23 protein-coding genes are annotated in these 25,887 nt (G+C 66.0%); 13 read left to right on the forward strand and 10 right to left on the reverse strand.

The features are described 5' to 3' along the window. The first annotated feature begins 1 nt into the window (after nucleotide 1). Complete coding sequence (locus ACGYLC_RS00985; RefSeq protein ID WP_394421122.1) at nucleotides 2-376, forward strand: hypothetical protein; 375 nt, start codon at nucleotides 2-4, stop codon at nucleotides 374-376. An 83-nt stretch (nucleotides 377-459) separates the two neighbouring features. On the opposite strand, the gene ACGYLC_RS00990 is transcribed toward ACGYLC_RS00985, so the two are convergent. The 3 genes from ACGYLC_RS00990 to gpmI are packed head-to-tail and all read right to left on the reverse strand — an operon-like array spanning nucleotide 460 to nucleotide 4,454. Then, the gene (locus ACGYLC_RS00990; RefSeq protein WP_394397893.1) at nucleotides 460-1,800 is read right to left on the reverse strand and encodes a S41 family peptidase; all 1,341 of its coding nucleotides are present in this window, start codon (nucleotides 1,798-1,800) and stop codon (nucleotides 460-462) included. Nucleotides 1,801-1,803: 3 nt separating this feature from the next. After that, nucleotides 1,804-2,940 (reverse strand): murein hydrolase activator EnvC family protein, encoded by a 1,137-nt coding sequence (locus ACGYLC_RS00995; protein WP_394421124.1) that lies wholly within the window; start codon nucleotides 2,938-2,940, stop codon nucleotides 1,804-1,806. Further along, nucleotides 2,937-4,454 carry a 2,3-bisphosphoglycerate-independent phosphoglycerate mutase gene (gene gpmI, locus ACGYLC_RS01000; protein ID WP_394421126.1) on the reverse strand — a complete coding sequence of 506 codons (1,518 nt, stop codon included), beginning with the start codon at nucleotides 4,452-4,454 and terminating at the stop codon, nucleotides 2,937-2,939. Before gpmI ends, ACGYLC_RS00995 begins: the two co-directional genes overlap by 4 nt. 168 nt (nucleotides 4,455-4,622) lie before the next feature. Here gpmI and ACGYLC_RS01005 point away from each other — a divergent pair, with 168 nt between their 5' ends. The 4 genes from ACGYLC_RS01005 (at nucleotide 4,623) to ACGYLC_RS01020 (ending at nucleotide 8,860) form a co-directional block, all read left to right on the forward strand. Further along, nucleotides 4,623-4,802 (forward strand): zinc-finger domain-containing protein, encoded by a 180-nt coding sequence (locus ACGYLC_RS01005; RefSeq protein ID WP_394397899.1) that lies wholly within the window; start codon nucleotides 4,623-4,625, stop codon nucleotides 4,800-4,802. A gap of 123 nt (nucleotides 4,803-4,925) precedes the next feature. Continuing rightward, a complete protein-coding gene (gene polA / locus ACGYLC_RS01010; RefSeq protein ID WP_394421128.1) occupies nucleotides 4,926-7,724 on the forward strand; it encodes a DNA polymerase I in 2,799 nt (932 codons plus the stop codon). Continuing rightward, nucleotides 7,724-7,933, forward strand: coding sequence for a YdeI/OmpD-associated family protein (locus ACGYLC_RS01015; protein ID WP_394397903.1), 210 nt, complete (start codon nucleotides 7,724-7,726; stop codon nucleotides 7,931-7,933). Before polA ends, ACGYLC_RS01015 begins: the two co-directional genes overlap by 1 nt. Before the next feature lie 309 nt (nucleotides 7,934-8,242). Further along, nucleotides 8,243-8,860 carry a glutathione S-transferase gene (locus tag ACGYLC_RS01020; RefSeq protein ID WP_394421129.1) on the forward strand — a complete coding sequence of 206 codons (618 nt, stop codon included), beginning with the start codon at nucleotides 8,243-8,245 and terminating at the stop codon, nucleotides 8,858-8,860. Here the strand turns inward: ACGYLC_RS01020 and ACGYLC_RS01025 are convergent. Together ACGYLC_RS01025 and ACGYLC_RS01030 are read right to left on the reverse strand one after the other, a co-directional pair. Then, complete coding sequence (locus ACGYLC_RS01025) at nucleotides 8,849-9,613, reverse strand: hydroxypyruvate isomerase family protein (RefSeq protein WP_394421131.1); 765 nt, start codon at nucleotides 9,611-9,613, stop codon at nucleotides 8,849-8,851. The genes ACGYLC_RS01020 and ACGYLC_RS01025 overlap by 12 nt on opposite strands. An 18-nt stretch (nucleotides 9,614-9,631) precedes the next feature. Continuing rightward, nucleotides 9,632-10,207 carry a DUF1285 domain-containing protein gene (locus ACGYLC_RS01030; RefSeq protein WP_394421133.1) on the reverse strand — a complete coding sequence of 192 codons (576 nt, stop codon included), beginning with the start codon at nucleotides 10,205-10,207 and terminating at the stop codon, nucleotides 9,632-9,634. A gap of 70 nt (nucleotides 10,208-10,277) precedes the next feature. On the opposite strand from ACGYLC_RS01030, the gene ACGYLC_RS01035 reads away from it, so the two are divergent. Genes ACGYLC_RS01035 through ACGYLC_RS01050 form a run of 4 tightly spaced genes read left to right on the forward strand, consistent with a single transcriptional unit; the run spans nucleotide 10,278 to nucleotide 16,973 of the window. Further along, nucleotides 10,278-11,285, forward strand: coding sequence for an AAA family ATPase (locus ACGYLC_RS01035; RefSeq protein WP_394421136.1), 1,008 nt, complete (start codon nucleotides 10,278-10,280; stop codon nucleotides 11,283-11,285). Further along, nucleotides 11,282-12,169: a DUF58 domain-containing protein gene (locus ACGYLC_RS01040; protein ID WP_394421137.1), complete on the forward strand. Its 888-nt coding sequence runs from the start codon at nucleotides 11,282-11,284 to the stop codon at nucleotides 12,167-12,169. Before ACGYLC_RS01035 ends, ACGYLC_RS01040 begins: the two co-directional genes overlap by 4 nt. Further along, nucleotides 12,166-14,934, forward strand: coding sequence for a DUF4159 domain-containing protein (locus ACGYLC_RS01045; protein WP_394421139.1), 2,769 nt, complete (start codon nucleotides 12,166-12,168; stop codon nucleotides 14,932-14,934). Before ACGYLC_RS01040 ends, ACGYLC_RS01045 begins: the two co-directional genes overlap by 4 nt. Beyond that, nucleotides 14,931-16,973 (forward strand): hypothetical protein, encoded by a 2,043-nt coding sequence (locus tag ACGYLC_RS01050; RefSeq protein ID WP_394421140.1) that lies wholly within the window; start codon nucleotides 14,931-14,933, stop codon nucleotides 16,971-16,973. Before ACGYLC_RS01045 ends, ACGYLC_RS01050 begins: the two co-directional genes overlap by 4 nt. On the opposite strand, the gene ACGYLC_RS01055 is transcribed toward ACGYLC_RS01050, so the two are convergent. The 5 genes from ACGYLC_RS01055 to ACGYLC_RS01075 all read right to left on the reverse strand — a co-directional run bounded on the left by ACGYLC_RS01055 (nucleotide 16,970) and on the right by ACGYLC_RS01075 (nucleotide 21,833). After that, nucleotides 16,970-17,851 carry a nickel/cobalt transporter gene (locus ACGYLC_RS01055; RefSeq protein WP_394421141.1) on the reverse strand — a complete coding sequence of 294 codons (882 nt, stop codon included), beginning with the start codon at nucleotides 17,849-17,851 and terminating at the stop codon, nucleotides 16,970-16,972. The genes ACGYLC_RS01050 and ACGYLC_RS01055 overlap by 4 nt on opposite strands. Then, complete coding sequence (locus ACGYLC_RS01060; protein WP_394421143.1) at nucleotides 17,836-18,486, reverse strand: DUF1007 family protein; 651 nt, start codon at nucleotides 18,484-18,486, stop codon at nucleotides 17,836-17,838. Before ACGYLC_RS01060 ends, ACGYLC_RS01055 begins: the two co-directional genes overlap by 16 nt. A gap of 91 nt (nucleotides 18,487-18,577) precedes the next feature. After that, a complete protein-coding gene (yaaA, locus tag ACGYLC_RS01065) occupies nucleotides 18,578-19,357 on the reverse strand; it encodes a peroxide stress protein YaaA (RefSeq protein WP_394421145.1) in 780 nt (259 codons plus the stop codon). A gap of 31 nt (nucleotides 19,358-19,388) precedes the next feature. Then, the gene (gene recQ / locus ACGYLC_RS01070; protein WP_394421146.1) at nucleotides 19,389-21,434 is read right to left on the reverse strand and encodes a DNA helicase RecQ; all 2,046 of its coding nucleotides are present in this window, start codon (nucleotides 21,432-21,434) and stop codon (nucleotides 19,389-19,391) included. A gap of 111 nt (nucleotides 21,435-21,545) precedes the next feature. Further along, nucleotides 21,546-21,833, reverse strand: coding sequence for a YggT family protein (locus ACGYLC_RS01075; RefSeq protein ID WP_067267829.1), 288 nt, complete (start codon nucleotides 21,831-21,833; stop codon nucleotides 21,546-21,548). 132 nt (nucleotides 21,834-21,965) lie between these two features. Between ACGYLC_RS01075 and ACGYLC_RS01080 the strand changes: the two genes are divergently transcribed. The 4 genes from ACGYLC_RS01080 to ACGYLC_RS01095 all read left to right on the forward strand — a co-directional run bounded on the left by ACGYLC_RS01080 (nucleotide 21,966) and on the right by ACGYLC_RS01095 (nucleotide 25,848). Then, nucleotides 21,966-22,544 carry an acyl-CoA thioesterase gene (locus ACGYLC_RS01080; RefSeq protein WP_394421148.1) on the forward strand — a complete coding sequence of 193 codons (579 nt, stop codon included), beginning with the start codon at nucleotides 21,966-21,968 and terminating at the stop codon, nucleotides 22,542-22,544. Between the two features lie 102 nt (nucleotides 22,545-22,646). Continuing rightward, entirely contained in the window at nucleotides 22,647-24,020 is a 1,374-nt protein-coding gene (locus tag ACGYLC_RS01085) for an MFS transporter (protein ID WP_394421149.1), read from the forward strand. Continuing rightward, a complete protein-coding gene (gene mepA, locus ACGYLC_RS01090) occupies nucleotides 24,017-24,961 on the forward strand; it encodes a penicillin-insensitive murein endopeptidase (protein ID WP_394421151.1) in 945 nt (314 codons plus the stop codon). Before ACGYLC_RS01085 ends, mepA begins: the two co-directional genes overlap by 4 nt. Beyond that, the gene (locus ACGYLC_RS01095; RefSeq protein WP_394421152.1) at nucleotides 24,934-25,848 is read left to right on the forward strand and encodes an esterase-like activity of phytase family protein; all 915 of its coding nucleotides are present in this window, start codon (nucleotides 24,934-24,936) and stop codon (nucleotides 25,846-25,848) included. Before mepA ends, ACGYLC_RS01095 begins: the two co-directional genes overlap by 28 nt. The last annotated feature ends 39 nt before the right edge of the window (nucleotides 25,849-25,887 follow it).

Consider the following 25,887-nt stretch of genomic DNA (forward strand, 5'->3'; position numbering starts at 1 on the left):
GATGAGCCGATATGACCTGACCAAAACCGTGCTGCGCCAAGGCGTCTGGCAGGGCGTGCTGACCGCCGAAGAGGGCGCAGAGACGCCGCAGATCAGCGTGTCCCACGAGGGCAAGGAGGTGACGGATATCACGTTAGAGGCCGAAGGGTCCGAAGGGCGCTGGCATCTTTCCTTCCCCGTCCCGGCAGAGGCGATTGCCGATGGGGTGCAGACCCTCGTCATCACCGAAACGGCCAGCGGGGCGCATTTGGGTCATGTGACCCTGATCGCGGATGAAGCGCTCGGCGATGATATACGGGCCGAGGTGAACCTGCTGCGCGCCGAACTCGATATGCTGAAACGCGCCTTTCGGCGGCATTGCCGCGAGACGGAATAAGCGAAACGCCGCCCCGCAGGCACCGCGCCCAACAAAAAGCCCCGCTGTCTCCAGCGGGGCTTTGTACATTTATGTGAAAGACATCACTCGTTCGGACCCAGAGCCGACAGACCTTTGAGGATGTCGATGGCATAGGCCAGTTGGTAATCCTCTTCGCGCAGCTCTGCCGCCTTGCGGGCCTTTTCGCGGTCGTCTTCGATCTGTTTGATCTGATCGTCGGTCAGGCTGTCATTGTTCAGCCGGCCCCGCAGATCGGCTTCGGAGCGGAGGGGGCGTGCCGACAATGCGTCATCGTCTTCCTCGGTCTCGGGTGTCGCCGGGGGCTGGGCCACGACGATATCGGGCGATACGCCAAGCGCTTGGATCGACCGGCCCGAGGGCGTGTAGTAACGTGCTGTGGTCAGGCGCATGGCCCCTTCCCCGCGCAGCGGCATGACGGTCTGAACCGAGCCTTTGCCGAAGCTCTTGGTGCCGATGACGATGGCCCGGCGGTGGTCCTGCAAAGCGCCCGCGACAATCTCGGAAGCCGAGGCAGAGCCGCCGTTGATCAGCACGACGATCGGCTTGCCCATCGCCAGATCCCCCGGCGTGGCGTTCACCCGGTCACCGTCTTCGATGTCACGGCCCCGGGTGCTGACGATCTCGCCCTCCTCAAGAAAGGCATCCGACACGGCAATCGCTTGGTTGAGCAAACCACCGGGGTTGTTGCGCATGTCGATGACGATGCCGTTAAGGTTCTCGATGCCGCCCGCCTCTTCGATCTGCTGCTCGAGCCCTTCCTTCATCTTCGGATAGGTCTGCTCATTGAAGGTGGTCAGGCGCAGCACGGCGGTATCGCCCACGGTGCGGGCCCGCACGGCGGTCAATTGGATCGTGTCGCGCACGATGGAGACGTCAAAGGGCTCAGGCTCCCCTTCCCGCACCACGGTGATCAGGATCTCGGACCCCACCGGCCCGCGCATCATCTCGACCGCGTCGTCGAGGCCAAGCCCCAGCAGGCTTTCACCATCGACATGGGTGATGAAATCCCCCGCTTCGATCCCCGCTTCGGCGGCAGGCGTGCCGTCGATGGGCGAGACGACTTTGACAAAACCCTCCTCTTGGGTGACTTCGATGCCAAGACCGCCAAACTCACCGCGCGTCTGTTCGCGCATCTTCTCGGCGTCTTTCGGCGACAGGTAGGACGAATGCGGATCAAGCGAGGTGAGCATGCCGTTGATCGCGGCTTCGATCAGGTCGCCGGGATCGACATCTTCGACATATTGGGCGCGGATGCGTTCGAAAATATCACCGAAAAGATCAAGCTGTTCGTAAACATTGGTCGTCTTCTCGGCCTCTTGCGCCAGCAGCGGCCCGGCGATCTGAGTGGTGGCGACCACTCCCGCCACCGTGCCTGCAACGGCTGCCATCACGAATTTCTTCATCTGCTATCCATCCTTGTCGGTGCGGAACCAGTCTGCCGGATCCTGAGGTGTGTTGTCTTGCCTGACTTCTATATAGAGCGTTTCCGTCCGGTCAGTGCCAGTGGCTTCACCATTTGGTGACATCTGAGATGTTGTGCCGCTTTCCGGCCCGCCCATCAACCCGATGGGCGTGCCACCGGCAATCACCTGCCCGGCCTGACCGTAAACCACATCGAGCCCCGCCAGTACGAAAAGCGTGTCGACCTGCGGCTCAAGGATCACGACATTGCCCAGATCGAGCAGCGGCCCGACATAGCGGATCGTCGCTGCCGAGGGGCTGGTCACGATGGCGCGCGGGCGGGTGGCAAGGATCATCCCGGGCCGTGTCACACCCGCCGAATCCGTCTCTCCGGCCTTGCGGATCACCAGCCCCTGCGCGGGCAAGGGCAGCTCACCCACCTGCCCTTCGAGGTTCACCGGCGCAGGCTCAACCGCGCCGGTGGTGATCTCGGACAGGCCGCTGGCAAAACCATCCAACGTCTCGGTCGAGGCGATGAGGATCGCAGTGCGCACAGGGTCTTCGGTAAAGCGCATCGGCAGATCGGTGCGGTTGGCCATCGCCTGATTGAGCGCGGCGCGTGCGGCCTGAAGCTCGGTCAGCCCGTCTTGCAGGCGCTGCGCCGCATCGGTTTGGAGCGCGCGCAGGGTCTTGATGTCCTCATAGTCCTGCCGCAGCGCATCGGCGCGGGCGTTGAGCGCAGGCGTCAATTCAGCCAGCAACATGCCCGCACGGGCGGTGCCCATCGGGCCGTCGGGGTGCAGCAGCACCACGGGCGACGGGTCACCGCCGATGCTTTGCAAGACGCCCAAGAATTGCGCCACCTCGCCCTCGCGCGCCTGTAGCTTGCGGCTGAGCTGCGCCTCGTTGATCGCGGCCTGCCGCAGCCCGGCCCGCATCGCCGCGAGCCCCGCCTCGAAGGCCTGAATCGTCTCGGTCAGCGCCTTGACCCGGTCGCGCGCACCATCGGCTTGGTCCAGCCGCGCCGATGCGGCCTCCAGGGCGGTCGCCGCCGCGCGTGCCTCCGCGGCGGCCTCATCGGCCTGCGCCTGAGCCATCAGGGGCAGACAGGCAAAAAGGACAGCCGCGGCAAGATGTTTCATGAAAGCAGGCTTTTCCCGGTCATTTCTTCGGGCTGCGGCAGGCCCATCAGATCGAGCACCGTGGGCGCCAGATCGGCCAGCCGCCCATCGCGCAGCGCCGCCCCTTCGGGCGCGCCCACCGCCACCACCGGCACGGGGTTGAGCGTATGGGCCGTATGTGCGCCGCCGGTCTCGGGGTCGATCATCATCTCGCAATTGCCGTGATCCGCCGTGACGATCATCGCGCCGCCTGCGGCCTCCAGCGCCTTGAGCACCCGGCCCAGCCCCGCATCCACCGCCTCACAGGCCGCAATCGCCGCCTCCAGATCGCCGGTATGGCCGACCATATCGGGATTGGCGTAGTTCACCACGATCAGGTCATAGCCCGCCTCGATCGCCTGCACGAACTGGTCCGTCACCTCGGCAGAGGACATCTCGGGCTGCAGATCATAGGTTGCCACGTTCGGCGATTTGGGCATGTTGCGGTCCTCCCCCGTGGCCGGGGTCTCAACCCCGCCATTGAGGAAGAAGGTCACATGGGGATATTTCTCGGTCTCGGCCAGCCGGAACTGCCGCAGCCCCTGCTGCGCCACCCATTCGCCAAGCGTGTTCTTGATGTCCGGCTTGGGGTACATCGTGGTCATATAGGCGGCGTGGTCTTTGGAATATTCCGCCATGCCCATCAGCGCTGCCCAATCGGGGCGCGGGCCGGTGTCATAGGCGTCAAAGCCCGGATCGCCCAAGGCCGCCATGATCTCCCGCGCGCGGTCGGCGCGGAAGTTGAGGCAGAAGAGCCCGTCGCCGGATGCCGCCCCCGCGTAGCCCTCGATCACGCAGGCGGTGATGAATTCATCGGTCTCGCCACGCCCATAGGCCGCCTCAACCGCCGCGCGGGGATCGGGAAACCCCTGCCCTTCGCCATGCAGGATCGCCGCCGAAGCCTTGCCGACCCTGTCCCAACGGGTGTCGCGGTCCATCGCGAAATAGCGCCCCGTCACGGTGACGATCTTCACGGCCTCGGGCAGCGCCGCCTCCAGCGTCTCGAAATAGCCAAGGGCAGAGGAGGGCGCCACGTCGCGCCCATCGGTCACCGCATGGATCACCACCGGCAGCCCCGCCGCATCCAGCGCGCGGGCGGCGGCGATCATATGGCTAAGATGCCCATGCACCCCCCCGTCCGAGACGACGCCCATCAGATGCGCCGTGCCGCCGGTTTCCTTGAGCTTGGCGATGAAATCTTGCAGGCGCCCATTCTCGGCAAAGCTGCCTTCTTCGATGGCCAGATCAATCTGCCCCAGATCCATCGCCACCACCCGGCCCGCGCCGATATTGGTGTGGCCGACCTCGGAATTGCCCATCTGCCCGCGCGGCAGCCCCACATCGGGGCCATGGGTGATCAACTGCGCCTGCGGCCCCGCCTGCATGATCCGGTCGAAATTCGGCGTCTTTGCCAGCAAGGGCGCGTTGCCCTCGGGCACCTCGCTCAGGCCCCAACCGTCAAGGATGCACAATACGACAGGTTTGGGGGCGCTCATCAGACTGCTGCTCCGGCTTGGTGGCTGTTCAGCGCCTTTTACCCCTTGTGGGCTGGCACTTGAACCACTTTGTGCACAAGCCTTCCATTCCCGCGCTGAGCCCTTGCCCCGCGCGCCCGCTTTGGTCATAACGAGTGGCAACTTTCGCCTGAGCCGAGGACCAACTCCATGACCCTGCAAGCGCCCGAAACCCGCATCGTGAACACTTGGCGCGTGGCCTGCGACGGCAGCGAAGGCGCGCTTGGCCACCCGCGCGTCTGGCTGCAAATCCCCCAAGAGCGCGGCTGGGTCGAATGCGGCTATTGCGACTGCAAATTCGTCCATGCGGATTTCGAAGGCAAAGTCTGAACCTTTCCGGCCCCCATCTGAACATCTGAACCGACGGCACGAACCTGCCCGCGCGGCGCAATGGCGTCTGGCCGTGGGCCATGCTTCGTGGCAAAAGGGTCGCCAATCCAGCGGAGCATTCCTATGACATTCGGCAAAGGCCACCACCTGCATCTGATCGACGGCTCTGCCTTCATTTTTCGCGCCTATCACGCCCTGCCGCCGCTGACGCGCAAATCCGATGGTCTGCCCATCGGCGCGGTCGCCGGGTTCTGCAACATGCTGCACCGCTATGTCGAGGGCAACACCGGCCCCAACGCGCCCACCCATGTCGCCGTGATCTTCGACAAGGGCAGCCACACCTTCCGCAACGACATGTATGACCAGTACAAGGCCAACCGCGATGCGATGCCCGAAGACCTGCGCCCGCAGATCACGCTGACCCGCACCGCGACCGAAGCCTTCAACATCGCCTGCAAAGAGCTTGAGGGCTATGAGGCCGATGACATTATCGCCACCCTCGCCGTGCAGGCCCGCGCCGCCGGGGGGCGTTGCACCATTATCAGCTCCGACAAGGATCTGATGCAGCTTGTGGGCGACGGGGTCGAAATGCTCGACGCAATGAAAAACAAGACCATCGACCGCGATGGGGTGTTCGAGAAGTTCGGCGTCTATCCCGAACGCGTGGTCGACGTGCAAGCGCTGGCGGGCGATTCGGTCGACAACGTGCCCGGCGCGCCCGGCATCGGGATCAAGACAGCCGCGCTTTTGATCAACGAATACGGTGATCTGGATGCGCTCCTGGAACGCGCGGGTGAGATCAAACAGCCCAAGCGCCGGCAGACCCTGATCGACCACGCCGAACAAATCCGCCTGAGCCGCAATCTTGTCCTGCTGGATGAAAACACGCCGCTCGACTTCACCATCGACGATCTCGAAGTGCGCGATCCCGATGCGGACCGCCTTCTGGGCTTCTTGTCCGAGATGGAGTTCCGCACCCTGTCGAAACGCGTGGCCGAGGTGCTGGGCCGCGAGGCCCCGGCCATCCCCGACGCGCCCGCCCCCGCCGTGGCCGATGCGCCACAGGTGGCCGAGGTGGCCTTTGACCACAGCCAGTACGAACAGGTCAGCGACGCCGAAGCGCTGCGCGTCTGGCTCAACCGAATTTACGAGCGGGGCTATGTCGCGGTAGACACCGAGACCACCGGCCTCAATGAGATGACCGCGGAACTGGTCGGCGTTTCGCTGGCCGTGGAGCCCGGGCAGGCCTGCTACATTCCGCTGACCCATAAAGCCAGCCGCGACGATGACCTCTTTGGCGGAGAGGGGCTGGCCCCCGGTCAGATGCCGATCGAAGAGGCGCTGCAACTGCTGACCCCGATGCTGGAGGATCCCGCGATCCTCAAGATCGGGCAGAACATGAAATACGACAGCAAGATTTTCGCCCAACTGGGCATCGCGGTTGCACCCATCGACGACACCATGCTGATGTCCTACGCGATGCACGCGGGCCTGCACGGGCATGGGATGGACACGCTTTCCGAGCGCTATCTCGGTCACACACCGATGCCGATCAAGCCGCTTTTGGGCAGCGGCAAATCCGCCGTGACCTTCGACAAGGTGCCGCTGGCCGATGCCGTCGCCTATGCCGCCGAGGATGCCGATGTCACCCTGCGCCTTTGGCAGCTTTTCAAACCGCAGCTGCACCGCGCCGAGGTCACCAAGGTCTACGAAACGCTGGAGCGCCCGCTGGTGCCCGTGCTGGCGCAGATGGAGCGGGCGGGCATCGAGGTCGACCGCGATACGCTCAGCCGCATGTCCAACGCCTTTGCGCAGAAGATGGCCGGGCTGGAGGCGGATATTCACGAGTTGGCGGGCGAGAGCTTCAATGTCGGCTCCCCCGCCCAGCTTGGCGAAATCCTCTTTGGCAAGATGGGGCTGCCGGGCGGCAAGAAGGGCAAGACCGGCAAATATTCCACCGGCGCCGACGTGCTGGAGGATCTGGCGACCGAACATGACCTCGCCCGTCGGGTGCTGGACTGGCGGCAGTTGTCGAAGCTGAAATCGACCTATACCGACGCGCTGCAAGACCATGTGAACGCCGAGACGGGCCGGGTGCACACCTGCTATTCCATCGCCGGGGCGGCGACCGGGCGGCTTGCCTCGACCGATCCGAACTTGCAAAACATCCCGATCCGCTCTGAGGAGGGCCGCCGCATCCGCGAGGCTTTCGTCGCCCCCGAGGGCAAGGTGCTGGTGGCGCTGGACTACAGCCAGATCGAGCTGCGCATCCTTGCGCATATCGCCCAGATCGACGCGCTGAAGGAGGCGTTTCACCGCGGCGACGACATCCACGCCATGACCGCGTCGGAGATGTTCGACGTGCCGATGGACCAGATGACCCCTGAGATTCGCCGCAACGCCAAGGCGATCAACTTTGGCGTGATCTACGGCATCTCGGGCTTCGGCCTGGCCCGCAATCTGCGCATCCCGCGGGCCGAGGCACAGGGTTTCATCGACCGCTATTTCGAGCGGTTCCCCGGCATCCGGACCTATATGGACGACACCAAGGCTTTTGCGAAAGAGCATGGCTATGTGCAGACGCTCTTTGGCCGCAAGATCAACACGCCCAACATCGGTGCCAAGGGTCCGCAGGCCGGGTTCGCCGCCCGCGCCGCGATCAACGCGCCGATCCAAGGCACCGCCGCAGATGTGATCCGCCGCGCCATGGTGCGGATGCCCGAGGTCATCGCCGACCTGCCCGCGACCATGCTGTTGCAGGTGCACGATGAACTGCTTTTCGAGGTCGAAAAGGGCGCCGAAGACGCGCTGATCGCCGCCGCGCGCGAGGTGATGGAGAATGCCAATGATCCGGTGGTGAAGCTCGACGTGAAGCTGATCGTCGATGCCGGTGTGGGTGCCAATTGGGCCGAGGCGCATTGATGAGCAGCGAATTGCACCTGCCCGACGATCTCGCACAGGCGCTGGAAGAGACCGGGGCACAGGCGGGCTGGGCCGCCTATAGCCCAACCCTCAAGGCCGACGCGCTGGCGTGGATCGACGCGGCGCGGACCACGGCGGCGCGGTCAAAGCGGGTGGATGACGTGGCGCGCTTTGCTGGGAAGGGACTGCCGCCGACGCCGTTTCAGTGATGGGCTGAGGGCCAGCGCCTGTTTTTGAGACAGTGATGCTCAGCAGGGCTGCCGCTTATTTGGAGGCCGGGTAGCGAATATAAGCGGAGGGTCATCGCCTGTCCGCGGGTCGGCGATGCGACGGGGCCGAATGCCACTTTATGGCTCAGCTTTGATATGCCTTCGCGAGGTCACCCCCAGCCTCACCATATCGCCTACCCGGGGGGCGGGCAGGCGATGGCCCGGCGCCTGCGGCTTGATTCCGGGCCGAGTGGCAATGCTCGGGCGCCGACCCTTTGCTCTCCTTGGCCAATGCCCTAAATCCACCGCATGACCCCGATCCTCTACTCCTTCCGCCGCTGCCCCTACGCCATGCGCGCCCGCCTCGCCATTGCTGCCGCGCAAACCCCCGTCCGCCTGCGCGAAGTCGTCCTGCGGGACAAACCGCAAGCCTTCCTCGATGCCTCGCCCAGTGCCACCGTGCCCTGCCTTGTCACCGAAACCGGCCCCATCGACGAAAGCCTCGACATCATGAAATGGGCGCTGGCGCTGAACGATCCCGAAGGTTGGCGCGACATGCCGCCCGAGGGGCACGACTGGATCGCCCGCGCCGACGGCCCGTTCAAAGACGCGCTGGACCGCACCAAATACGCCACCCGCTACCCCGAGGTGGACCCCGAAGAGCAACGCGCCAAGGCGGCAACCTTCCTCCGCGCTCTCGACGCGCAACTGGACGATTGGATTTTCGACCGCCCCACGCTGGCGGATTACGCGATCCTGCCCTTCGTCCGGCAGTTCGCCTTTATCGACCGCGCTTGGTTCGACGCGCAGAACTGGCCCGCCCTGCGCGGCTGGCTCGACAGGTTTCTGGCCTCGCCCCGCTTCGAAAGCGTGATGGATAAATACCCCCAGTGGCAGCCCGGCGATGCGCCGGTGTCATTCCCCTAAAGCAGTCACCCACCCCAAGGTCTGCTCTGTCGGGCCGCCCGGACTATACTCCCCGCTGACGAAACCGTCATAGCCCGCCCGCAGCGCGGCAAAGAGCCCGTCGAAATCGACATCACCGCTGCCGGGCGCGCCGCGCTCTGGCGCATCACCTAACTGCACATGGCGGATCAGGGGGCGATACCCCTCGAAAACCGCCACGGCGTCGCCGTGGATCATCTGAGCGTGGAAACTGTCGAACTGCAGCGCCACATTGGGCGCATCCACCACCGCCAGCAGATCCGCCGCCTGCGCGTAGTCATTCAAGAAATATCCCGGTTTGGCTTGCGGGCAGAGCGGCTCGATCATCAGGGTAACCCCCGGCGGCGCCTCTGCCGCGGCATGGCGCAGGTTTGCCACGAAAGCCTTTGCCGCCGCTGGCCCTTCGGCCTCCCCTGCCATGACATGCACCATCCGGGGCCGCAGCGCGTCGACATAGCGCCAGACCCGGCGCATATCATGGGCGAAACGCGCCTCCCCTCCCGGCAGAGCGGCGAAACCGGGCAGACCGCCCGTGTAATTCGGCGGCGGCGCGTTGATCAGGGCGAGCGTGAGCCCATTGCGCAGCAAGGCGCGCTGCGTCTCTTTCGCGGGCATGTCATAGGGAAACAAGACCTCGACTGCGCCAAACCCCGCCTCTGCCGCCGCGTCGAACCGGTCCAGATAGGGCAGTTCGGACCAAAGCAGCGACAGATTGGCGGCGGGGGTGATCGGCATTCGGGTCTTTCGGTGAACTTACGGCAGGTCTTCCGAAGGGATGATGCCAAAGAATTCCCCACCCGACCAGACACCAAACCAGCCGTCGCGGTGCTGGCCCAGATCGACCAAGCGGTAAAAGCTTTTGCGGTCGATCAGCGCCTCCAGATTGCGGCGCACCAGCACATAGGGCGCAGGTTCGCCCGTCTCTTCATCGCGGACCACGCGGATCGGATGGGCTGGCCCCGCCTCGGCCACGTCGCCCAGATTGGTCAAAAACCGCAACTGTTGCGCCGCGCCCGCGCCCTCGGCCTCGAAATCCACGGCGACGAAGGGGGCGTCTTCGACGGTGATGCCCACCTTCTCCACCGGGGTTTTCAGGAAATAGTCATCCCCCTCGCGCCAGAGAATCGATGCGAACAACTTAACCATTTCGATCCGGCCAATGGGCGTGCCTTGGTAGAACCACGTCCCGTCGCGTCTGATCTGCATGTCCAGATCGCCGCAAAATTCCGGGTTCCACTTCTCAAGCGGCGGGGTTCCGCGCGCTTTTGCGGCCTTGGCGGCTTCGATCAAACTGTCTGCCGTGGGTGTCACGGTATTTTGTCCGCTCATTTCTTTTGCCATTCCCTTTGGTCGCGATACACTTACACCTGAAAGATATAACTCCGGGGAAAGAAATGTCATGGCCGAAGCGGATGATCTGATCGCGCAAATCGAAGCGCTGAGCGAAAGGCTGGCCGCGGCGAAACAGTCGATCACCGGGCGTTTCGTCGGGCAGGAGCAGGTTGTCGACCTTGCCCTGACGGCGCTGCTCTGCGGCGGGCACGGCCTGCTGATCGGCCTGCCCGGCTTGGGCAAGACGCGGCTGGTTGAGACGTTGAGCACGGTCATGGGCCTGCACGGCAACCGGGTGCAATTCACCCCCGATCTGATGCCCGCTGACATCTTGGGCTCCGAAGTGCTTGACACCGCGCCAGATGGCAGCCGCGCCTTTCGTTTTGTCGAAGGGCCGATCTTTTGCCAACTTTTGATGGCCGATGAGATCAACCGCGCCAGTCCGCGCACCCAATCCGCCCTGCTGCAGGCGATGCAGGAAAAGACCGTGACCGTCGCAGGGCAGGACCGCGCGCTTGGGCAGCCTTTCCATGTGCTCGCCACGCAAAACCCGATCGAGCAGGAAGGCACCTACCCCCTGCCCGAAGCGCAGCTTGACCGCTTCCTCGTGCAGATCGACGTGGCCTACCCCGACCGCGCGACCGAGCGGGACATTCTGCTTGCCACCACCGGCGTCGAAGAGGGCAGAGTGCGCCCGGTCTTCACCACCGAAGACCTGATCACTGCCCAGACCCTGCTGCGGCGGATGCCCGTGGGCGACAGCGTGGTGGAACTGATCCTCGACCTTGTCCGCGCCTTCCGCCCCGATGAGCCTGAGGCCACCCATGCCGTGCGCGAGAGCGTCGCTTGGGGCCCCGGCCCCCGTGCCGCGCAGGCGCTGATGCTGACCGTGCGCGCCCGGGCGCTGCTGGAGGGGCGGCTGGCTCCTTCGGCCGAGGATGTGCTGGCCATGGCCCGCCCGGTGCTGAGCCACCGGATGGCGCTGAACTTTGCCGCCCGCGCGCGGGGCGAAAGCCTGCAAAGCCTGATCGACGCCACCGCCGGTCAATTGATCGGGAAAAAGGCCGCCGCGTGACCCATAGCCCCCTGTCCCTCAGAGCCAGCGCCGAGGGCGAAGCGGCCCGGCTGCCCGCCCTGCTGGCGCGGGCCGAGCATTTGGCCAGTGCGGTGCTGCCCGGCGCCCATGGCCGCCGCCGCGCGGGAACGGGGGATGATTTCTGGCAATACCGTCCGGCGCAGATCGGTGACAGCCGCCGCATGGTCGACCACCGCCGTTCGGCCCGTGGCGATCAGGAGTTCGTGCGCGAGCGCGAGTGGCAGATCGCGCAGTCCGTCATGCTCTGGGTCGATCAGGGGGCGTCGATGCGCTTTGCCTCGGACAAGGCGCTGCCCGACAAGGCCGATCGCGCCCGCCTTTTGGGCCTTGCGCTGGCGATCTTGCTGCTGCGCGGGGGGGAGCGGGTGGGCCTGACCGGCACCGCCCTGCCCCCACGGCGCGGCAATCCGCAGGTGCTGCGGCTGGCCGAATGGCTCTGCCAAGAGGATGGCCAAGACTACGCCCCGCCCGAACATCGCGGCATGATACCCCATGCGCGGGCGGTCTTCATCTCGGATTTCATGGGCGATCTCGACCCGGTGCAGACCGCGCTGACCAAGGCCGCCGACCGCGGCGTGCGCGGCGTGCTCTATCACCTGCTGGACCCGGCAGAGGAGGCTTTTCCCTTCGCGGGCCGCACCATTTTCGAAAGCGTCGGGGGCAGTCTGCGACATGAGACGCTCAAGGCAAACGACCTGCGCGACCGCTACCTCGACCGGCTGGCGGCGCGCAAAGACGCCTTGCAGCAACTCTGCGCCCGCACCGGCTGGCGCTACGGGCTGCACCACACCGATGCCACGGCGCAGTCGGCGCTGCTCTGGCTCTATGGCGCGCTGGACGCGCGACAGGGGAGCGTGGCATGAGCGTTTTCGGCGGCATCGGTTTCACCGCGCCTTGGCTGTTGCTGCCCCTGCTGGCGCTGCCGATCCTATGGCTGATCCTGCGGGCGGTGCCGCCCGCCCCGGTCCGCCGCCGTTTTCCCGGTGTGGCGCTGCTCTTGGGGTTGGCGGATGACGACAGCACCAGCGACCGCACCCCGTGGTGGCTGCTTTTGCTGCGAATGCTGGCCGTGGCCGCGATCATCATCGGCCTTGCCGGGCCGGTGCTGAACCCCCAGGCAAAGACGGAAGAGGGCAGCGGCCCCTTGCTGATCCTGCTCGATGGCTCATGGGCCGGGGCCAGCGGCTGGGACCGGCAGATGGCCGCCGTTGACGCCCAACTCACCCGCGCCGGACGGGCCGAGCGGACGGTGGGTATCCTCAGCCTCACCGACCCGCAGGTGCCGACCTTCCAATCCGCCGATGCGGGGCGCAGCCGTCTGGCCGGGTTCACCCCCGCGCCATGGCAACCGGCCCCGGCAGAACTGACCCGCGCGACCGAGATCATGGCGACCCTGCCTGCCTTCGATACCCTGTGGTTCAGCGAAGGGTTGGACTATCCGGGCCGCGATGACCTGCTTGCCGCGCTGCAATCCAAAGGCGCGGTGGAGGTGCATCAACCCGCGGGCAATGTCATCGGCATCGCCCCCGCAGTCTACCAAGACGGCACGATCGACCTGACCCTGCGCCGCGCCGCGCCCGGACCGGAACGCGCAGCGGTGGTGCAGGCCCATGGCCGCGATCCGGCAGGCAACGCCCGGGTGCTCGCCACCGCCAGCGCGACATTCGCGGCGGGCGCGACCGAGGCCAGCACCTCCCTCTCGCTGCCTGCCGAGATGCGCGCGCGGCTCACCTCTTTCGACATCGCGGGGCAACGCTCCGCCGGGGCGCGCACCTTGGTCGATGACGGGCTGCGCCGCCGCGAAGTCGCGCTGATCCGAGGGCGCGGGGCGCAGGAGGGGCTGCAACTGCTCTCACCGCTGCATTACATCGAACAGGCGCTGGCCCCGAGCGCCGATCTGATCGACGGCACCCTGACCGAGGTGCTGCCCGCCAACCCTGATGTGATCGTGCTGGCGGATGTGGCCACCCTCGCCCCCGCCGAGGCCGAGCCGCTGCAAGAGTGGATCGACGCGGGCGGCATGCTCATCCGTTTCGCCGGACCGCGCGTGGCGGCAAGCGATGTCAGCCGCATCGACGAAGACCCTCTGATGCCCGTGCGCCTGCGCGCCGGGGGTCGCAGCGTCGGCGGCGCGATGTCTTGGGGGGAACCCAAGGCGCTGGCCCCCTTCCGCAACGGGTCGCCTTTCTTTGGGCTGACGGTGCCCGATGACGTGACCGTTTCGGCCCAGGTCGTGGCGCAACCCGACCCCACTTTGGCCGACCGGGTGATCGCCGCGCTTAGCGATGGCACCCCGCTGGTCACGCGCAAAGCCGTGGGTCAGGGGCAGATCGTGCTGTTCCACGTCACCGCCACGGCGGAATGGTCGACCCTGCCTCTGTCGGGTCTTTTCGTGCAGATGATGGAACGGCTGGCCGTGTCATCGGGTGCCAGCGCCCCCGAGGCCCAGAGCCTTGAGGGCACCACATGGACCCCGCTGCGGGTGATGGACGGTTTCGGCAGCCTGTCCGACGCGGGCACCCTGCCCGGCGTTGCGGGGCCGGACCTGATCTCGGCCCCTGCAGGGCCCGCCCTGCCGCCCGGCATTTACGGCACCGAAGACCGGCGGCTTGCGCGCAATGTGCTAACTGCCGAGACCGCCCTCACCCCCGCCACATGGCCCGCCGATGTGCCGCTGCGCGGCCTTGCTCTGCCACCGGAACAACCGCTCGCCGGGGCGCTTCTGAGCCTCGCTATCCTGCTGCTCGTGGCCGATGTGCTGGCCTCCCTCGCCCTCTCAGGGCTGCTGCTGCGCCGCTCCACCGGCAGCTTGGCGCTGGCCTTGGGGCTGATCATCGCCCCCCAGATGGGCGACGCGCAGGAGACCGACCCCGAGAGCTTTGCCATACGCTCGGCCTCGGAGGTGACGCTGGCCCATGTGCTCACCGGCATCAGCGACGTTGACGAGATCGCCCGCGCCGGGCTGATCGGCCTGTCGGACACGCTTTATTTCCGCACCACGGTCGAGCCCGACCTGCCCACCGGCGTTGACCTTGAGCAGGACGAACTGGCCTTCTTTCCGATCCTCTATTGGCCGGTGACACCAGACCAATCGCAGCCCTCGTCCGAGGCCTATGGCAAGCTGAACGACTACCTCCGCTCGGGCGGGCTGATCCTGTTCGATACGCGCGACGCGGATATCGCGAGCTACGGTGCCGCCAGTCCGAATGGGCGCAAACTGCAAGAACTGGCCGCACCGCTCGACATTCCGCCGCTGGAGCCGCTGCCCGGCGATCACGTCCTGACGCGCACCTTCTACCTGCTGCAAGACTACCCCGGCCGCTACAGCAGCCGCGATGTCTGGGTGGAGGCCGCGCCGCCCGATGCGGAACGCATCGAGGGAATGCCCTTTCGCAACCTCAACGACGGGGTGACGCCGGTGGTGATCGGCGGCAATGACTGGGCCGCCGCTTGGGCCGTGCGCCGCGATGGCGCGCCGCTTTTGCCCATCGGGCGCGGCTTTGCCGGAGAGCGGCAGCGCGAACTGGCCTACCGCTTTGGCGTGAATCTTGTCATGCATGTGCTGACCGGCAACTACAAATCCGATCAGGTCCATGTGCCTGCACTGCTGGATAGGTTGGGCCAATGACCGGAACCGTGCTTTTCGACCCGCTGATCCCCCTGCCGCTGCTGATCGGCCTTGCGGTGCTGGCCGGGCTTGGCCTGCTGCTGGCGCTGTGGCGCGGCCTGTCGGGCTGGGCCCTGCGAGGCTTGGCGGCGGCGGTGGTCCTGGCCGCGCTCGCCGGGCCATCCTACCAGACCGAAGACCGCGCGCCGCTGTCGGACATCGTGCTGCTTTTGGAAGACGAAAGCGCCAGCCAGCGGCTTTCGGACCGTGCCGCCCAGACCGACGCGGCGGCAGAGGCGCTCTCTGCCCGCATCGCCGCGCGACCCAATACCGAGCTGCGCCGGATCACCGTGCCCGATGGGGCCGAAGATGCCGGCACCCGGCTGATGACCACGCTGGCAGACGCGCTGGCCGAAGAGCCGCGCGCGCGGATCGCGGGCATTCTGGCGCTCAGCGATGGCCGGGTGCATGACGCCGATCTGCCGCTCGACCTGCCCGCGCCGCTGCATCTGCTGCAAACCGGCCGGGCCGAGGACTGGGACCGCCGCCTGACCGTACGCAACGCCCCGGCCTTTGCCATCATCGGAGAGCCGGTGACCCTGACCCTGCGCATCGACGATCTGGGGGCCGCGCCCGAGGGCGGCGGGCTGACCCAGCTTGATATCTCTGTCGACGGGGAAGAACCGCAGAGTTTCAACGTGCCGATTGGCCAAGACCTCGAACTGCCCGTGGCTCTGCCCCACGGCGGGCGCAACGTGATCCGCTTCTCCCTGCCCGAAGCCGAGGGGGAGTTGACCGACCGCAACAATGCCGCGCTGATCCAGATGAACGGCGTGCGCGACCGGCTCAGCGTGCTCTTGGTTTCAGGCGAGCCGCATCCCGGCGGGCGCACGTGGCGCAACCTGCTGAAGTCCGACAGCGCGGTCGATCTGGTGCATTTCACCATTCTGCGCCCGCCCGACAAACAGGACGGGGTGCCGGTGAACGAGCTGTCGCTCATCGCCTTTCCGACGCGCGAATTGTTCATGGAAAAGATCGGCGACTTCGATCTCATCATCTTTGACCGCTACCAACGGCGCGGCATCTTGCCGGCGCTCTACCTCGATAATGTGGCGCAATATGTGCGCAAGGGGGGTGCGGTGCTGGTCGCCGCCGGGCCGGATTTCGCCAGTGCCGACAGCCTCTACCGGTCGCCGCTCGGCACGGTGCTGCCCGCCACCCCCACCGCGCGGGTCTTGGAGGAAGCCTTCCCCCCGGTCGTCACCGACATTGGCCAGCGCCATCCCGTCACCTCAGACCTGCCCGGCAGGGGCGATTGGGGCCGCTGGCTGCGCCAGATCGACGTGAACGCTGACAGCGGCGACGTGGTGATGACCGGCGCGGACGACCGCCCGCTTCTGGTACTGGACCGGGTGGATGAGGGGCGCGTTGCCCTGCTCGCCTCCGACCATGCGTGGCTGTGGAACCGTGGCTATGAAGGCGGCGGCCCGCAGTTGGAATTGCTGCGCCGTCTGGCCCATTGGATGATGAAGGAACCCGAGCTTGAGGAGGAGGCGCTGATGGCCACCGCCCAAGGCCGGACCATGCGCATCACCCGACGCACCTTGGATGAAACCGTGCCCTCCGTCACGATCACCGCCCCCGATGGCAGCGCCGTCGAATTGCCCCTCACCCCCGCCGGGCCGGGCCGGTTCGAGGCGGAGTATACCGGCGAAGAGATTGGCCTCTACCGGCTGGAGAACGGCGATGAGGTCACCGTCATCGGCCTCGGCCCTGCCGCCCCGCGCGAGTTTGTCGAGACCATCGCCAGCGATGCGGCCCTGCGTCCGGCGATCGACAGCCTGCGCGGTGGGGTGGCACGGGTGGAGGATGGGCTGCCGCGCCTGCGCGATGTGCGCCTTGGCCGCCCCGCCGCCGGGCGCGGCTGGCTGGGTCTGACCCCGCGCGGCGCTTACGAAACGCGCGATGTGCGGCAAACGCCGCTGCTACCGGGGTGGCTGGTGCTCGTGCTCTCGGCGCTCTTCATCACTGCCGCATGGCTCCGCGAGGGCCGCCGCTAAAGCGCGCGCAGCAGCAAACCGCCCGCCAGTGTCACCACGACCAAGCCCGCCGTCAGCTCGGCCACCGCTGCGGCTTGGGCCAGCCTCGGCGATCCGGCCAGCCCGCCCAAGACCCCGGCGCGCAGCCCCGTCGCGGCCAAGCCGGTGGCGATGGTGATCAAGCCGGTGCCGAGCGCCATGGCAAAGGCCCCCAAGATGCCGACCCCGCCGATCCCCATATGCCAAGTGATCACCAGCACGAACAGCGCTCCGGTGCAGGGCCGTATGGCAATCCCCCCGATCAAGAGCAGCGCGTCGCGCAGCCTGCCCGCGCGCTGAACCTGCGCCAGACTGGGCCCATGGGCATGGCCGCAATGGCTGCATACGTCACCGGAATGCGCCGATCTGTCCTGCCGCGCATGGCGCAGCCCGCGCCAGATCAGCCAAAGCCCGATGAGGGCGATCGCGCCATAGCTTGCCGGGGCCATGATGTCTTCGGTCACGCCGACGAGCGCTTCACGGCCAAGACCCAAGAGGAGGATCCCCGCATAGACCAGACCCACGGCGGTCACCGCTTGGCCCAGGGAGGCCGCCAGCGCAATCAGCGAGAGCCGGAGCACCGGTACCGCCCGCGCCAGCCCGTAGCCGCCGATCACGATCTTGCCATGCCCCGGCCCCGCCGCATGGACGACGCCGTAGGCAAAAGACGCTAAAAGCACCGTCCAGAACGCCGCCGTATCGCCGCCCCGCGTGGCGCGCAGCCCACTGGCAATGCTGTTTTGAAACCCGCGCTGCTGCCCTGCGGCCCAATGGGCAAGGGCGTTGAACCCGCCCGACCACCACAGCGCCGCCAGCGCCAGAAGGGTCGCCAATGCTGCCAGCGCTATGATGCGTCGCATGTGATCACCACTTCATTGGCCAAGGCTTCGCCGATCTCCGGCAGGCCCACATCGCTTGGGTCGGTATTGGCATCCAGCGCGCTCAAGTCCTGCTGAAGGGCGCGCAGGTCGGCGCTCATATCCGGCATCTTGACCCGCGCGCGGCAGGCATCACTGCCTTGGATGGTCACTTTCTGGTTCACCTCATAGGCGGTGTAATAGGTCGGGTCATAGGGTTTGATGACCAGCCCATTCGCCGCCGGTGCCGGGCCTTCGACCGCGCGCAGATGGCTGGTGATGATCCGCCCTTCGGCAAAGCGGGTTTCCACGTCCTGCGGCCCCGAGAGCGCGATCTCTTCGCCCCCCTCCAGCAAGACCGTATCGCCGTTGAACCCTTCGATCCACTGCATGTCGAACCCGTTGAGAGAGGCGACTTCCGCCTGCGTCAGCACGCCATCGTAATCGGGATCGAGGCCGCGATCCTCGGTTACCAAGAGAGAGTAGAATTCGTCATAGGCCCATGTGATCCGCAAATGGGTCAACCGCCCCTCGGCATCGACGATAACTTCGAACCCGGTATCGACGAAGATATGCGGATGCGCGCCAAGCGGCGTGGCGCAGGCGAGGAGAATGGCGGTGACGAGCGGGTATTTCATGGCGCTAGGTCTACGCCCCTTCGCCAAGCGCGGCAATCGCCCGGCGGGCGGCGCAAGGCGGGAAGGCGCGCATCGCCGCCCCGCCCGCGGATCAGGTCGACGGGTAGGGCCGGACAAAGACCGGACGCTCGGGCGTCGAGGCATCGGGCTGATAGGCATAGCCGCCGCTGTCGAAATCCTGCAAGCCTTCCGGGTCGTTCACCCGGTGCTGCACGATGTGGCGGGCCATGGCACCGCGGGCTTTCTTGGCAAAGAAGCTGACGATCTTCGGCCCTTTGCCGTCGCCCTTATCTTCCATGAACTGCGGGGTGATCACCCGCAGTTTCAGCGCCTTGAGGTCCACCGCGCCAAAGTATTCCTGACTGGCGCAATTCACCAGAACATCGCTGCCGGTCGCCTCGGCCTGTGCGTTCAACGCCTTTGACAGGCTGTCGCGCCAATAGTCATAGAGGGTGCCGCCGCGGCGGGTTTTCAACTTGCTGCCCATCTCCAGCCGGTAGGCTTGGATCGCGTCCAGCGGGCGCAGCACGCCGTAAAGACCCGACAGGATGCGCAGGTGATCTTGGGCATAGGTCATCTCATCGGCATCAAGGCTCGTGGCCTCCAGCCCCTGATAGGTGTCGCCGGCGAAGGCCAGCGCGGCGGGGCGGGTGACTTCGGCTGTGGGCTCAGCCTCGAACGCCTGAAAGCGGTCGCGGTTGAGGCGGGCCAGATCGTCGCTCAGCCCCATCAGGTCTTTGAGGTTGCCCAGGGTGAGATTGCGCGCCCGTGTCGCCAGCCGCACGGCGTCTTCCTGAAAATCAGGCTGCGTCACGGTGACATCGCGCTCGGCCCAATCAAGGCGTTTGGCGGGGGAAATAACGACGAGCATGGCAGTCTCCTTGGGGGCGTTTCGGGGTGATCTAGCCCGCGTCGCGCAGAACGTCCAGAAAAGCGGGGCCAAAGCGTTCGGCGCGTTTGTCGCCGAGCAATCGTTCGATGGCCGAAGGGTCCGCGCTGCGCAGTTGCGCCACTTTCGCCAGCATCGCAGCAGAGCAACTCAGCGGCTTTTCGGTGCCCTGCGCGCCGCGCGCCAGATCGGCCTGCACCTGCAAGAGTTGGTCATAGACATTGCCCGCCTCACGCCCCGCCAACTTGCGCCGCGCCTTGTGCATCGGCTGGGCCTCCCCATTGATGACCTCAAGGAAAGCCGTGCCGTAATTTTCCAGCTTCTTGGCACCGACCCCGCCGATCCGCGCCATGGCGTCGAGATTGGCGGGCCGCGCCTCGGCCATCTCGATCAAGGTGCGGTCGGTGAAGATGATATAGGCGGGCACGCGCGCCGCCTCGGCCAAGGCGCGGCGCTTGGCCTTGAGCGCCGACAGGAGCGGCGCGTCCTCGTCGCTGACCATGGCCTTGACCGCAGGCCGCCGGTTCGCGCCCGCCGCCTTGATCGTATCACGGCGCAGGTTGATGCTGGCCTCGCCGCGCAGGATCGGCAGGGCCGCGTCGGTCATGCGCAGCGCGCCGTGGCGCTCGGCATCCGGGCGCACGAGGTCATGGCCCATCATCTGCCGGAACACCGCCTGCCATTCGTTGCGGCTGTATTCGCCGCCGACCCCGTAGGTCGGCAGCGATTGGTGTCCGCGCTGGCGGATCTTGTCGGTCTCGTTGCCCAGAAGGATGTCAATCAGATGGCCCGCGCCGAACCATTCGTCGGTGCGCAGCATGGCCGAGAGCGCCTTGCGCACCGCCGTGGTGCCGTCGAAAACCTCCGCCGGGGTATCGCAGAGATCGCAACGCCCGCAGGTGACCTCGGTCTCGTCGAAATAGCCCAGCAAGGTCTTGCGGCGGCATTCCAGCGCCTCGGCCAGCCCCAGAAGTGCGTTCAGCCGCCCGTGGTCCGCGGCGCGGCGTTCGGGCGGGGCGAGACCTTCGTCGATCTGGGCGCGGCGCAGGCGGATATCGTCGGGGCCGAAGAGCGTCAGCGTCTCGGCCGGGGCACCGTCGCGCCCGGCGCGGCCGATCTCTTGATAATAGGCCTCGATCGACTTGGGCAGATCGGCATGGGCGACCCAGCGGATGTCAGGCTTATCGACCCCCATGCCAAAGGCCACGGTGGCGCAGACGATCAGCCCGTCCTCCTGCTGGAAACGACGCTCGGCGATGCGGCGGTCCTCGGCCTCCATCCCACCGTGGTAATGCAGCGCCTCCTGCCCCTGATCGCGCAGGGCCTTGGCCAGCCCCTCGGTCTTGGCCCGCGTGCCGCAATAAACGATGCCGGACTGCCCGCGCCGCGCTCCGGCGAAAGCGAGGATCTGGTCGCGCGGTTTGTTCTTGGCGGCAAAGGCGAGGTGGATATTGGGCCGGTCGAAACCGCGCAGGAAGGCGCGCGGCGGGGTGCCATCGAAGAGCTTTTCGACAATCTCGGCCTGCGTTTCTGCATCCGCGGTGGCGGTGAAGGCCGCGAGCGGTACGTCGAGCGTGCGGCGCAGCTCACCAATGCGCAGGTAGTCCGGGCGGAAGTCATGGCCCCATTGGCTGACGCAATGCGCCTCGTCCACGGCAATGAGGGTGACGCCAACGCGCCGAAGCATCCCCATGGCAGAGCCTGCCGCGAGCCGTTCCGGCGCCATGTAGAGCAGTTTGAGCGTGCCTGCCTCCAGCGCCTCCCAGACCGCATCGGTCTCTTCGGGCGTGTTGCCGGAGGTCAGCGCCCCTGCCGCGACGCCTGCTTCCTGCAGGCTGCGGACCTGATCGCGCATCAGGGCAATCAGCGGCGAGATGACCACCGTCACCCCGTCGCGCATCAAGGCAGGCAATTGGAAACACAGGGATTTGCCGCCGCCCGTGGGCATGATGGCCAGCACGTTCTCGCCCTCGGTCACGGCTTCAACAATCTCTTGTTGGCCGGGGCGGAACCCGTCGAAACCGAAAACATCACGAAGAAGCGTGGCAGCGCCTGTCATGGAGAACCTGTAAGATTGTCTGCTCTTTTTATGCAGACTCCCACACTAACAAAGCGTGAACAAGGCCAGATAGGCGCGACATCGGCGCGCGGGCGGGCCGGGGGGGACAGGTCAGTAGAAGGCCGCTGCGTTATTGGTCAGCACGATCCGCGCCATGGCGACGGCGATCAACACGATCAGGGGGGCGAGGTCCAGACCGCCCATCGGAGGGATCACATTGCGCACGCGGCTATAGACCGGCTCGAGAATGCGGTTCAGCCCGTCCCAGATCTGCGCCACCAGCGGTTGGCGTAGGTTCAGCACCTGAAAGTTGATCAACCAAGACATGATGACATGGGCGATGACGATGAACCAAACGATGTTCAAAAGCAGCATCAGGATCTGGAACAGCGACGTCATGGAATATCCCCTTCGTTTGACGCAAGACAGTTAAGCGCCCCGCCCTCAAAGGGCAAGAGTGCCGCGACGTATATGCTTGACCGCGCAGCGCTTCCGCCGCAGATCCGCGGCGTCACGACAAAGGAAAGCCTCATGTTCCCGATCATCCGCATGGCCAAAGACGTCATCGTCGCCGCGCGGCAGGCGCCGCTGGACAATCTGACCGACACCCATGTCAGCCACCACATCTGCTGGCCGCATGACCTCGATATCTGGATGGAGTTGAACAACGGGCGGGCGCTGTCGCTTTATGATCTGGGTCGCACCGCCATGGCGCAGCGGGCCGGGCTGATCACGCTGCTGCGGCAAAACAAATGGGCGATCACCATCGCAGGCTCCAGCACGCGGTTCCGTCGCCGCATCCGCATGTTCGAGAAGTTCGAGATGCGCAGCCGGACCCTGTGTTGGGACGACAAATTCATCTATCTAGAGCAATCCATGTGGAAGAAGAACGGCGACTGCGCGAGCCATGTGCTCTACCGTTCCGCCGTGACAGATCGCAATGGGCTGATCCCGCCGGAAAAGGTCTTGCAAGCGATGGGGCGGCGGCAAGCTTCGCCTCAGGTGCCGGGCTGGGTGGCCGAATGGATCCGCGCCGATGCGCACCGCCCCTGGCCGCCGATGCAGGACGCGGCAGCGGCCCCCGGAGCGGCAGGGCCGCTTTCGGCCTGAGCCGACCGCCCTCCCCTGCCTCACCCCCGCCCTTACTGACGCTTGCGCCTTGCGCCCCGCCCTGCTCTAACTTGGAAAAAGCAGGCCGCGAGGGGGCGCAACATGGCACAGACAGGCGGGCGCAAGCGCATCTGGGGATGGTATTTCTTTGACTGGGCCAGCCAGCCCTACAATACCCTGCTTCTGACCTTTATCTTCGGCCCCTATTTTGCCCAGACCGCGACCAATGCGCTGGTCGAAGGCGGGATGGAGCTTGGCGCCGCCAAAGCCCAAGCGCAGGCATACTGGGGCTATGGTCTGGCGCTGGCGGGCGTCGCGATTGCGGTGCTGGCCCCGATCTTGGGCGCGGTGGCGGATTCCTCGGGGCGGCGGATGCCTTGGATCTGGCTCTTCTCGGCTATGTATGTGGTCGGCGCGGGCGCGCTGTGGTGGACGGCTCCGGCAAATTTCTCTCTGCTTTGGGCGCTGTTCTTCTTCGGCATCGGCCTGATCGGGATGGAGTTCGCGACGATCTTTACCAATGCCTATCTGCCCGAACTGCACCCCGACCCGGGTGAACGCGGGCGCATTTCCGGCGATGGCTGGGCCTTTGGCTATGCGGGCGGGGTGCTGGCGTTGATCGCAATGATCGCCCTGTTTCAAAGTGGCGCGAATGGGCGGACCATGGCGGGGCTGACGCCGCTTTTCGGGCTGGACCCGGCGACAAAGGCCGACACCCGGATCGTCGGGCCGCTTGCGGCGATCTGGTACGCGGTCTTTATGATCCCCTTCTTTCTTTATGTGCGCGACAGGCCAAGACCCGGTGCCGTGCGGTATCGCGTGGGCGCGGGCCTTGCGGATCTGGCGCGCACCCTGCGGGGCTTGCCGAAGCATCCGTCGCTCCTGGCCTATCTCGGCTCGTCGATGTTCTACCGCGACGCGCTGAACGGGATGTATACCTTTGGCGGGGTCTATGCGCTTGGCGTGCTGGACTGGTCGATCCAAGAGATTGGCATCTTTGGCATCCTCGCCGCCATCTCAGGCGCGGTGTTCTGCGTGTTGGGCGGGCGGATCGACCGGCGGATCGGGCCGATGCCGGTGATCGTGGCCTGCTGCGTCATCCTCATCGCCACCGCCTGCCTAATCATCTCTCTGGGGCCGAATTCGGTCATGGGCGTTTCTTTGCCTGAGGGGTCTGCCCTGCCCGATATCCTCTTCTACGTCGCCGGTGCCTCCATCGGGGCGGCGGGCGGGGCGCTTCAGGCGTCATCGCGTAACATGCTGACACGGCAAGGAAACCCTGAGCGTATGACCGAGGCTTTTGGCCTTTACGCGCTGTCGGGCAAGGCCACCTCGTTCCTCGCGCCGGCGCTGATTGCCCTGACCAGCGACCTCACCGGCAGCCAACGGCTGGGGATCACCCCCGTCGTGGGGCTTTTCATCGTCGGTTTGATCCTGTTAGCCTGGGTCAAACCCAAGGGAGATTTCGCCACATGACGCTGCTTCGCACCCTGACCTCCGTGGCGCTGGCCTTTGCGCTTGCCTCTTGCGGGGGCGGCCGGACCGAGACCGACATCAGCGGTGAGAAGGTCGCCCTGCCGACCATCGGCTCTTCGGGCGGCGCATTGAGCACGGTCGCCGCCAAGCGGCTTTTCGGGGCCAAGAGCTTTGCCTCAACGCAGTCTCCCGCAGCTTTCGGCAGCTACTCCAAAGGCTGCCTTGCCGGGGCCGAGCAATTGCCCGAGACGGGGCCGACATGGCAGGCCATGCGCCTGTCGCGCAACCGCAACTGGGCCCATCCCGAGATGGTCGACATGGTCAAGAAACTCAGCCGCAAGGCGGCGCAGCAGCCGGGTTGGGAAGGCATCTATGTCGGCGATATGAGCCAGCCGCGCGGCGGGCCGATGCTGACCGGTCACGCCAGCCACCAGATCGGGCTGGATGCCGACATCTGGATGCTGCCGCCCAAATCCCTGAACCTTAGCCGGGCGCAGCGCGAGAACATCTCGTCGATCTCCATGCGCCGGGCCAGCGGAGCCTATGTCAATTCCTCTTGGACCCCTGCGCATCACGAGGTGATCAAGGCCGCGGCCCAAGACCCCCGCACCGCGCGTATCTTCGTCTTCCCCGGCGCCAAGGTGCAGATGTGCGCCGATGAGAAAGGCGACCGCAGCTATCTGCGCAAAATCCGGCCTTGGTACGGGCACCACTACCATTTCCACATCCGTATTGCCTGCCCCAAGGGCGCGCGCGGCTGTGTGGATCAAGCCCCGCCCCCGCCCGGTGACGGCTGCGCCGATGCGCGCCAGTGGCAGGCCAATATCCTGAACCCGCCAAAGCCCGATCCGAATGCGCCCAAAGTGAAACCGAAGCCCAAGCGCGACATTCTGCTTGCGGACCTGCCTGCCCAATGCAACGCCGTTTTGAACGCAAACTGATCCGCGCCTGCCTCCCGTTCTTCCTGCTCATCGCCTGCGTGGCCCCCGCCGCGCAGACAGGGCCGGTGGTGCAGGTGGACAGCGTGCTGACATGGCGCCATCCGGCGCCGTGGTTCGGCGGCTTTTCGGGCGTCGAGGTGAATGCCGATGGCACCCGCCTCACGGCGGTGTCGGACCGGGGCCGCGTTGTGCAAGCGCGCATGCTGCGCGAGGCGGGCCGTTTGGTCGCGCTTGAGATTGTGGAGGATGCTCCGCTGAAAGGGGCCGACGGCAAGCCCCTGCGCGATAAGATGCGCGATGCCGAAGCATTGGCGCGTGACGGCAGCGGGCAACTCTACGTCTCGTTCGAGCACGACCACCATGTCGCGCGGCTGTCGCCCGAGAGCGGCGTCACCACCCCGCTGCCCAGACATGACGACTTTGCCAAGTTCGAGCCGAACGCGGGGATGGAGACTTTGGCCGCCCACCCCGATGGGCGGCTCTTTGCAACTCCCGAAGGCGGCGGCCCGGGCTCGGGTGATTTCCCGCTCTATGCCTTTGACGGCAACAGTTGGACGATCACCGCAGAGATCCCGCGCCGGGGGCCGTTCCTGCCGGTGGATGCCGATTTTGCCGAGGACGGCACGCTTTACCTGCTGGAGCGGACGATCACCCCACTGGGCTTTCGCAGCCGCATCCGCCGCTTCGACCTCACCGCGCCCGGTCTTGACGAAGAGACACTGCTGACCTCCGGCCCCGGTCAATATGACAACCTCGAAGCGCTCAGCACGTGGCAGGATGCGGCGGGGCAAACCCGGCTGACTCTGCTGTCGGACGACAATTTCTTTGTCATGCAGCGCAATGAGGTGGTCGAGCTGATCCTTGCCAAACCGGGTTCCGAGGGCTAAAGCCGTCCGGTCTGCGATCCCCGCAGGCCAAGTCGCCGC

The organism is Sulfitobacter sp. 1A12157, from assembly GCF_043557345.1.
Classification (GTDB): Bacteria; Pseudomonadota; Alphaproteobacteria; order Rhodobacterales; family Rhodobacteraceae; genus Sulfitobacter.